Origin of the sequence: Altererythrobacter lutimaris, from assembly GCF_013371495.1 — a bacterium.
Taxonomy (GTDB): Bacteria; Pseudomonadota; Alphaproteobacteria; order Sphingomonadales; family Sphingomonadaceae; genus Erythrobacter; species Erythrobacter lutimaris_A.
In genome coordinates this window covers 1,476,472-1,485,158 of sequence record NZ_JABWTA010000001.1, presented here as the reverse complement: position 1 = coordinate 1,485,158, position 8,687 = coordinate 1,476,472, and the positions used below count along the sequence as shown (strand labels likewise).

The window sequence follows — 8,687 nt, the reverse complement described above, 5'->3', positions numbered from 1 at the left end:
TACCCGCCCGAGAGGAATTTGAGAAATGAGCATCAATATCGGACCAGCATCGAGCGAAGAGCTACGGCCCCGCATCACTGTAATCGGCATTGGCGGTGCTGGCGGCAACGCTGTTGCGAACATGATCGACGCCGAGATTGAAGGGGTCGATTTCATCGTCGCGAACACTGACGGACAAGCGCTCACTTCTTCAGCAGCAGATCGCCGGATCCAGCTCGGACCAGACATCACTGGCGGTCTTGGTGCCGGTGCGCGTCCGGAAGTGGGCCGTGCTGCGGCTGAAGAAACGGTTAAGGAAGTCGAAGAGGCGCTGGAAGGCGTCAACATGGTCTTTATCGCAGCCGGCATGGGCGGGGGCACCGGAACCGGTGCAGCACCTGTTATCGCAGAGGCTGCGCGGCGCATGGGCGTACTCACGGTGGGCGTTGTGACGAAGCCCTTCCTGTTCGAAGGTACGCGGCGTATGCGCGCGGCTGAAGCGGGCATTGAAGAACTGCAGAAGCACGTTGATACGCTTATCGTCATTCCGAACCAGAACCTATTCTTGATCGCGAAAGCCGAAACGACCTTCAAAGAAGCATTCCAGCTTGCCGACGAAGTCTTGCAACAGGGCGTCCGCTCGATCACGGACTTGATGGTCATGCCTGGTCTCATCAATCTGGACTTTGCCGACGTGCGCTCTGTGATGAGCGAGATGGGCAAAGCGATGATGGGCACAGGCGAAGGTGAAGGTGAAAGCCGTGCGCTGGCTGCTGCCGAGCAGGCTATTGCCAATCCGCTGCTAGACGGTGTCAGCATGCAAGGCGCGAAGGGCGTCATCATTTCGATCATCGGCGGCGAAGACATGAAGCTGCTCGAAGTCGATGAAGCAGCAAACCACATCCGTGAACTTGTGGATGAAGACGCGAACATTATCTGGGGCTCGGCCTTTAATCCGGACCTTGAAGGCAAGATCCGCGTCTCTGTCGTGGCGACGGGTATTGAGCAAGGCGCGATGCCTCAGCGGTCTGAGCCGACGCCAACGGCAGTCACTTCGCTTGCGGGCGCACGTCCGCCAAAAAAGCCCGCTATCGCTCTGCCGATTGAAGACGAAGCCCTTGAAGAAGCGGATTCGCCGGTCGATGATGAACCATTGGAATTGATGACCGATGGCGTCTCTGCCGACGGCACTGGAGCAGATGCCGTTGAAGAGGAGGGTGGTGCCGAGCCATTCGATCTCACCGGTATGCAAGCCGGCATGGATGACGAAGACGAAGGCGAAGATGATGACGTGGACGACATCGTCGATCCACTTGCTGGTATGCGCAATGAGGAGAATGATCCTTATGCAGAACCGTCAGGTGGTCTGGCAGAACCTGCCGATGATTCGAGCTTCCACGCGGCTGATGGTGGCGCGAGTGATGACGTAGAGGAAGCACCGCTCGACTTGACGGCTGAAACGGAAGCGAGTGGCGATGATCTGCTTGCGGAGGCGGACCGTTTGGCTGGAGAAGATCAGCCTGCCGAAAGTGGACGCCGTCGCGGTCTACTCAGCGGGATTGGCATGAAAGATAGCGATTCTGGCGATGCAGCTGGCGGCGCTGGAGAGCAAGAAACGGGCAGCCAGTCCGGGTCCGCCGGAGGCGGAGGTGGTTCTGGCGGCGGTTCGGGTGGAGCCGCTGGAGCGGGTGCTGCAGCTGGAGGCAGTACACTTTTCGAGCGTATGGCCAATCTCTCACGTGGCGCAGATACAGGCTCTGACGACGACGAGGACGAGGATGAAGACGAAGACGGCGGAAGCGGTCCTTCGATCAGCATTCCGCGCTTTCTGGGACGCCAGAACAACCAATAATGCAGTTCTCGCCCGTTGCGTGGCTGTAACGAGACAGCGCTAAACCTTCGGTAGCGGTTCATCTCTATCCAGCTATAGAGCACCCATGGTCATGGGGCGATTCTCTTTGCTCGTATTCGCGTGCGGCCTGGCTCTTGCTGGCGCGCCTGCGCTCGCCTTGCAAGATGGATCGGTTTCCCGCGAGGTCGTGCAGGCTGTCCCATCAGCTCAAGTGCAAGCACTAAACATTGCGTTGCGCAGGCTGGCGGTAAACGGCCGTAATATTGACGCGCTCAACGATGCCGGCAATGCAGCGCTTGCCTTGGGCGACACGGAAGCGGCGCTCGGCTTCTTTCGCCGCGCGATCAACGTGTCTGCATCCGATGTCGAAGCCAATCTCGGCATGGCGAGCGTCTATATGCGGTCGCAGCGGCCGGTCGAAGCCCTGCAGTATTTCGCGGCGGCTGAGCGGGCTGGAGCCGATATGGCTTTAATCGCGTCTGATCGCGGGCTCGCATATGATCTGCTTGGAGAGAATACGCTGGCTCAGGAAAGCTACCGCTCCGCATTGAACAAGGGTGCAGATCCGGAGATAACCCGAAGGCTAGCGATCAGCTATGCGATTTCCGGTGATCGAGGCTCGTTCAATGACGTACTCCGGCCGCTTGTTCTGGAAAGAGACGTAGCGGCCTACCGTGCGCGTGCCTTTGGCCTCGCCATTCTCGGCGAAATGAATGAGGCGAAAGGCCTCGTGAAAACCGTTATCCCTCGCGATCTGTCCGCCCGCATCATTCCCTATCTGGAATTCATGCCGCGCTTGACGAAAGCGCAGCAGGCAGCGGCGGCCAATCTCGGTATCTTCCCAAAGGCTGCTGAGATCGGGCGCGAAGATTCTGCAATCATTGCCTATCGGTCGCAGCTGCAGGGACAGCCTGCGGCAAATCAGGCGGCGCGTGAGTCTGTTGAGCGTTCAGGCGCTTTGTCGGACCCGAATACCGAGCGGCACTGGGTGCAGCTCGCGGCTGGACGCGATCGCAAAGCGTTGCTGCGCGATTGGGACCGCTTGCAACGTAGCGCTTCTGCTGAACTCGCCGCGTACCGACCGCATGTGATTACTGCCAATCGGATGAGCCGTTTGCTCGCCGGACCATTCCCCGATCAGCGCAGTGCCCAGGATATGGTGGGCAGGCTCTCCAACAAGCGCGTTGACGGCTTTACGATCAAGACGTCTCCAGGTGCTAAAGTCGAGCAAATTCAGTAAATTAACAGTTTTCACCCGCTTTCTGTGCACAGGCTTTGAACAAGTGGTTGGGGTTCTCCCCAGCCGCCCTCTAGGTCGCCATTGCCAAGAAGGGGCTGCAAGTTGCAACACACGCTCGATGCAAAGCAGCGGAACCCTTCGATGAATCTGCGCGAACAGCAATATGCTGCCGAGGATGATGCAGCACCGGTAGAAATGCTGGCGGCTTTGTTCGAAGCGCGCGGATGGCCGTGCGAGATTTCGACCGATGACGAGGTTTCCGGCGAAGTGCAGGGAAGCTGGGCGAAGTATCAGCTGCGCGGGATTTGGCGCGGTGAAGACAATGTCCTGCAGCTGCTTTGCCTGCCTGACATCCGCGTGTCTGAAGAGAAGCGCAGTGCAGCGTTTGAGCTGCTGTCGCTCATCAATGAGCAAACCTGGCTCGGTCATTTTGATATCTGGTCGAATGGTAATGTCCTGCTCTATCGTCACGGCGCCCTGCTGAGCGATGACGGCCTACTTTCGCTGAGGCAGGCTCAGGCTCTGGTCGAAACAGCGATCGATGAATGCGACCGCTTTTATCCCGCGTTCCAGTTTGTGCTGTGGGGAGACAAGGCACCACGCGACGCGCTTGATGCAGCGCTTGTCGATGCTGCCGGAGAAGCTTAACTCTGCAAGCGTTTGAACGGAGCGTATTGCATGGCAAACCTCGAAAAACTTCTGATCATCGGCTGCGGCAATATGGGCGGCGCGATGTTGGCTGGCTGGCTGGCGGCGGGACATGATCCTGCCCGCTTTGCAGTGCTCGATCCGGCGATGGAAACCGCGCCTGACGGCGTGGCGCTGTATCGCAGGCCTGATGAGGCGTATGGGCACGACGCGGTATTGCTGGGATTCAAGCCGCAGCAATTGAGCGATCTTGCGCCGGGTCTGAGAACGGTGATCGACGGTCGAACGGTTTACTCGCTTCTCGCAGGCGTTGAACTTGCGAGCCTCGCTACGGCGTTTCCATCGGCAACAGCGCATGTCCGCGTCATGCCGAACCTCGCAGCGCGGCTGAACAAGTCGCCTGTGATCCTCGCCGAGCGGGGCCTCTCTGAGCAATCACGTAGCGCAGCGCAAACCATGTTTGGCGCGCTTGGCACGGCTGTTTGGCTGGAGAATGAAGAACAGTTCAACCTCGTGACAGCTTTGGCTGGCTCAGGCCCAGGCTTTGTCTATCGGTTCATCCAAGCGCTGTCAGAAGCGGCTATCGAGCTGGGATTGTCGGCAGAAATGGCGGAATCGCTGGCTCTGGCAACGGTCGAAGGCGCGAGCGCGCTGGCTGCGTCTTCCGAGCATTCGCCGGGCGAACTCGCCGACCGGGTCGCAAGTCCTGGCGGGATGACGCGCGAAGGCCTGAATGTGCTCGATGACAACAAGGCTCTGATTTTCCTACTTAAAGCAACGCTCAAGGCGACTGCTGACAGAGGCGATGCACTTGCCAATGCGGCCAAAGATCAAAGTTAACCAGTTGCACCGATTGCAATCCGGTTTTGCTTGAAAACCACTCGCAAAAACACGATATTGTGCTCCAACGGCGCTATTTCGCGCTCTTTAATCGGAGTATTTATTCTCATGGCTGATTGGAACGATACACAGCGTTCGCAGCAGCAGGGCTTTGGCCAGGACTTTACCGGCGCATCGGTTCCGCGCACCGGCGAAGTGTTCGATGCTGGTCTGCGCAAGCACATGCTTTCGATCTACAATTACATGGCATCAGGCGTATTGCTGACCGGCATCGTCGCGCTGATGAGCTACACCAGCGGACTTGCTGAGACGATCTTCTTCGGCGGTTTGCTGCGCTGGATCGTAGCGCTTTCGCCGCTCGCGATCGTATTCGCGATGAGCTTTGGCGCGAACCGCTTCAGCAAAGGCACGCTGCAGATCATGTTCTGGGCGTTTGCGACGCTGATGGGTCTGTCGCTGTCATCGGTCTTCCTGATCTACACAGGCGGATCGATTGCCACGACCTTCATGGCGACGTCTGCCGCTTTCGCGGGTCTCAGCCTTTGGGGTTACACGACGAAGAAAGATATCTCCGGCTGGGGCAGCTTCCTGATCATCGGTGTGATCGGCCTGCTGATCGCGATGATCGCGAATTACTTCCTTCAGTCGCCCGCGCTGCATTATGCAGTGAGTGCGATTGGTGTGCTGATCTTCGCAGGTCTGACTGCCTATGACACGCAGCGTCTCAAGAACGAGTATGCGTATCTGCGCGGTACGGAATTCGCAGGAAAGGCCGTAATTCTTGGCGCGCTGAGCCTCTATCTGGACTTCATCAACATGTTCCAGTTCCTGCTCCAGTTCATGGGCAGCCGCGAGTGATCGCTTAGAACGAACCATATTCGATCAGATGTGCGAACCGTCGCACGCCTGACTCGGTTTATCGATGCCCGGAGTCCCACGCGGTCTCCGGGCATTTTCTTTGTCCGATAAAGGGCTTAGGCCATCTTCAGGGAAGGGTAAGACTTGTTGAGGCAAATCTAAGTCACTTGCAGTCTTGTCTTCGGGTTGAGGGAAAAGAAAGGACCACATGATGGTCGAAAAAACGGTGTCGCCTGTTCGCATTACTCTGGTTGCTGCTGCAACCGCAACGCTGGCCGCATGCGCTACGCCAGCACCGCCTCCGCCACCGCCACCACCCCCTCCGCCACAAGCGAGCATCCCCTATCGGCCATTGCCGCCATATGGCGCATCCTATGTCATGGAGATTCCGCGAAAAGGACCCGATGGCGTTCGCCAGACCGTCAATACTGGTATCAGTGACGACGAGATCGTATGGCATTTCCGCAGCGGCTGGAACGTCGCGGCGCTCAATTGCTCGCGGGCCACGTATCAACCTGTGGTCGATGCCTATTCCGCTTACATTACTGACCATGGACGTGCCTTGCGGAGCGTGAATTCGCGCATTGACGAGACCTATCGCAAGGACGCCAGTTCGCGGCGTGAAGCGATCAAAACCCGCGAACAGCGGATGACAATGGTCTATAATTTCTTCGCACTGCCGCCCGCCCGAGGCGAATTCTGCCGGGCGGCGCTCGATATCTCAAATCGCGCGCAGTTGGCTCCGATCGCGGACCCGATAGCGTTTGCAAAAGACAATTTTCCTCTGCTCACCGCACCGTTTGAAGACTTCTATTCGCGGTATGAGGAATATGAGCGGGCTTCTGCTGACTGGGATGCAAGATGGGGCACTCAATACGGCTCCACACAGCCAGGCTGGGTAGCGACGCAAGCGCACTACAATCGCGACGGCAGCCCTTCTTCAGGCGGGACACCATAACGGCTTTGCTTGCGCATTGATGCGCGCGCCACTAACGAACAATCAGCGCTGGTAACGGGAACGGGGTGTAATGCCCCGGCTGTCCCTGCAACTGTAAGCGGCGAGCATCTGCTACGCGCGTTTCCATCGGAAACGCAGCCACTGAGGGCAACCTTGGGAAGGTGAAGCAGATGCCCTGACCCGCGAGCCAGGAGACCGACCGTGCGCCCAGTCGTTCTTGCCCGGCTCAGGGATTGGCCAGGCGCGGATATGTTCTCATGAGAGAACCCTTCGTTCGAGCGACAAACGAACCCGCCTTGTGGAGCGATCCGCAGGGCTTTGTTGCTTTATGGGCGGAGGGAAAACCCCATGGATAGGATGGTTTTGAGATGTGGTGCGGCGGTTGTCGCATTGAGTACAGGTTCTGTGGCTTTGGCGCAGGAGCGCGAACAGGGTGTTTGCTACATAGTCGGAGCTGAACCTGATGAGGAACAGCTCCTATGCTATCCGGGCGACGTATTGCTGGTCAAAGGGAGCCGGTCGGGCGATGTAGCACTCGAAGACTTTACCGGCTCTGCAACAATTCTCACTGCCGATGATCTGAAGGATCGCCAAACGCGCAATATCGAAGACGTACTACGCGATGTGCCAGGCGTTTCGGTCTCATCAGTTCCGGGCCAGACACAATTGCGTTTACGCGGCTCGGAAGCGAACCACGTGCTTGTCTTGGTCGACGGGATCGAGGTTTCCGATCCCTTCGGCGGCGAGTTCGATGTGGGCACACTGCAAGCCGAGATTGGCAGCCGGGTCGAAGTCCTGCGCGGGCCGCAATCGGCGTTGTATGGCTCGGATGCGATTGGCGGTGTCGTGGCTTATGAAAGCGGATCGCTTGACGGGTTTGCGGCACGATTGGAAGGCGGCACGCAGGGCACAATCAACGGTGCAGCCCAAGTCGGGTTTAATGGACAAATTGCTGAGGCTACGATGTCCGCGACCGTTGTCAGCACCAATGGCGAACCCAATGCGCGGGGCGGCGTCCGCGATATCGGCCGCGACAACTACACGCTGTCAGGCAGAGGCGAAGTCCGGCTAAGCGACGCGGTCAGTCTACGCGGCACAGCGCGCTATGTCCTTACAGAAGGCCGCTTCAACGATCAGGATTTCAATAGCTTTCCCGAGGCTGGCCCGACTTTCGGTATCGTTATTGACAGCCCGGATACGCGTTTCGAGAATGAAGCGATCTATGCGCTGGCTGGCATAAATGTCTCGACGCTGGATGGTGCGTGGACTCACGATCTTTCCGCTCAGATTGCAGACATCACACGCGACAGCTTTGGCCCCTTCGGACGGACGTTCGGCAGCAAAGGCGAGCGTCTGAAGGCCTCCTATGTCAGTGCATTTTCGCAAGATGCGCACAGTCTAACATTCGCAGCTGATTGGGAGCGCGAGCGCTTCCAGAACACCGATCCTTTCGGCACGGCCTTTACAGGCAAGCGCCAGATCGAGAATGTCGGACTGTCAGGCGAGTATCGCTATTCCGATGAGGAGATCGATATCTCGGCAGCTGTGCGGCACGACTTCAACGACCGCTTTGTCGATGAGACGACATTCCGCCTCGGCGTTGCCTTTGCGATAACGGAAGGTACGCGCATTCACTCTTCCTACGGTACTGGCATCAAAAATCCCGGCTTTTATGAGCTTTTCGGCTTCGTCGACGGACGCTTTATCGGCAATGCAGATTTGACGCCGGAGAAGTCCGAAAGCTGGGAAGTCGGCATCACGCAAAGCGTGGCCGATGACCGGCTAGCGGTTTCTGCGACATGGTTCGATGCGAACCTTGAAGACGAGATCTTTACGAGCTTTCCCGCACCGGATTTCATTGCGACGCCTGCCAACAGCGCTACCACATCCAAGCGCGAAGGGTTGGAAGTGAGCGCGCGCATGCAATTGGGCCCTCAAGTGACGTTCGATGCGGCTTACACCTGGCTTAATGCTGAGGAACTGGGTGTCGAGGAAGTCCGGCGGCCGTCGAATATTGCGTCTGCTGTGCTTTCATGGAGTGCGCCTGATGACAAAGCCTCCGCGACGCTCATTGTGCGGCATAATGGCGGGACAACGGATGTGGCTTTCCTCGATCCGAGCTTTGTTCCCACCACTGTTCAGCTCGATGACTTTACGCTCGTCAATCTCAATGCGCGCTATGCCTTGAGCGAGCGGATTGAAGTGTTCGGTCGGGTCGAAAACCTGTTTGATACCAGCTACGAGCAGGTCTTCAGCTTTGTCAGCCCGGGCCGCAGCGCAATTGTGGGCGTAAGTGTCTCGCTCTGACAAGT

At 57.9% G+C, this 8,687-nt stretch carries 7 protein-coding genes and 1 riboswitch; all 7 genes read left to right on the top strand.

The genetic code is table 11. From position 1 onward, the window contains the following. The first annotated feature begins 25 nt into the window (after nt 1–25). Nucleotides 26–1,831: a cell division protein FtsZ gene (gene ftsZ / locus HUO12_RS07240; RefSeq protein WP_176272939.1), complete on the top strand. Its 1,806-nt coding sequence runs from the start codon at nt 26–28 to the stop codon at nt 1,829–1,831. An 85-nt stretch (nt 1,832–1,916) separates the two neighbouring features. Further along, nucleotides 1,917–3,071 (top strand): SPOR domain-containing protein, encoded by a 1,155-nt coding sequence (locus HUO12_RS07235; RefSeq protein ID WP_176272938.1) that lies wholly within the window; start codon nt 1,917–1,919, stop codon nt 3,069–3,071. A 141-nt stretch (nt 3,072–3,212) separates the two neighbouring features. Beyond that, nucleotides 3,213–3,719 carry a type III secretion system chaperone family protein gene (locus HUO12_RS07230; RefSeq protein WP_176272937.1) on the top strand — a complete coding sequence of 169 codons (507 nt, stop codon included), beginning with the start codon at nt 3,213–3,215 and terminating at the stop codon, nt 3,717–3,719. Nucleotides 3,720–3,749: 30 nt separating this feature from the next. Further along, the gene (locus HUO12_RS07225) at nt 3,750–4,559 is read left to right on the top strand and encodes a pyrroline-5-carboxylate reductase family protein (RefSeq protein ID WP_176272936.1); all 810 of its coding nucleotides are present in this window, start codon (nt 3,750–3,752) and stop codon (nt 4,557–4,559) included. Between the two features lie 108 nt (nt 4,560–4,667). Then, nucleotides 4,668–5,417: a Bax inhibitor-1/YccA family protein gene (locus HUO12_RS07220; RefSeq protein ID WP_176272935.1), complete on the top strand. Its 750-nt coding sequence runs from the start codon at nt 4,668–4,670 to the stop codon at nt 5,415–5,417. Nucleotides 5,418–5,625: 208 nt separating this feature from the next. After that, on the top strand, nt 5,626–6,375 hold the full coding sequence (locus HUO12_RS07215; protein WP_176272934.1) for a hypothetical protein: 750 nt from the start codon (nt 5,626–5,628) through the stop codon (nt 6,373–6,375). Nucleotides 6,376–6,407: 32 nt separating this feature from the next. Next, nucleotides 6,408–6,594, top strand: a riboswitch (cobalamin riboswitch). A gap of 129 nt (nt 6,595–6,723) precedes the next feature. After that, nucleotides 6,724–8,682: a TonB-dependent receptor plug domain-containing protein gene (locus HUO12_RS07210; RefSeq protein ID WP_176272933.1), complete on the top strand. Its 1,959-nt coding sequence runs from the start codon at nt 6,724–6,726 to the stop codon at nt 8,680–8,682. The last annotated feature ends 5 nt before the right edge of the window (nt 8,683–8,687 follow it).

What these genes read in the sequence shown, in the direction of transcription:
- HUO12_RS07235 (WP_176272938.1), top strand. Translation starts at nt 1,917, where the DNA reads ATGGTCATGGGGCGATTCTCTTTGCTCGTATTCGCGTGCGGCCTGGCT.
- HUO12_RS07225 (WP_176272936.1), top strand. Translation starts at nt 3,750, where the DNA reads ATGGCAAACCTCGAAAAACTTCTGATCATCGGCTGCGGCAATATGGGC.
- HUO12_RS07230 (WP_176272937.1), top strand. Translation starts at nt 3,213, where the DNA reads ATGAATCTGCGCGAACAGCAATATGCTGCCGAGGATGATGCAGCACCG.
- ftsZ (WP_176272939.1), top strand. Translation starts at nt 26, where the DNA reads ATGAGCATCAATATCGGACCAGCATCGAGCGAAGAGCTACGGCCCCGC.
- HUO12_RS07220 (WP_176272935.1), top strand. Translation starts at nt 4,668, where the DNA reads ATGGCTGATTGGAACGATACACAGCGTTCGCAGCAGCAGGGCTTTGGC.
- HUO12_RS07210 (WP_176272933.1), top strand. Translation starts at nt 6,724, where the DNA reads ATGGATAGGATGGTTTTGAGATGTGGTGCGGCGGTTGTCGCATTGAGT.
- HUO12_RS07215 (WP_176272934.1), top strand. Translation starts at nt 5,626, where the DNA reads ATGATGGTCGAAAAAACGGTGTCGCCTGTTCGCATTACTCTGGTTGCT.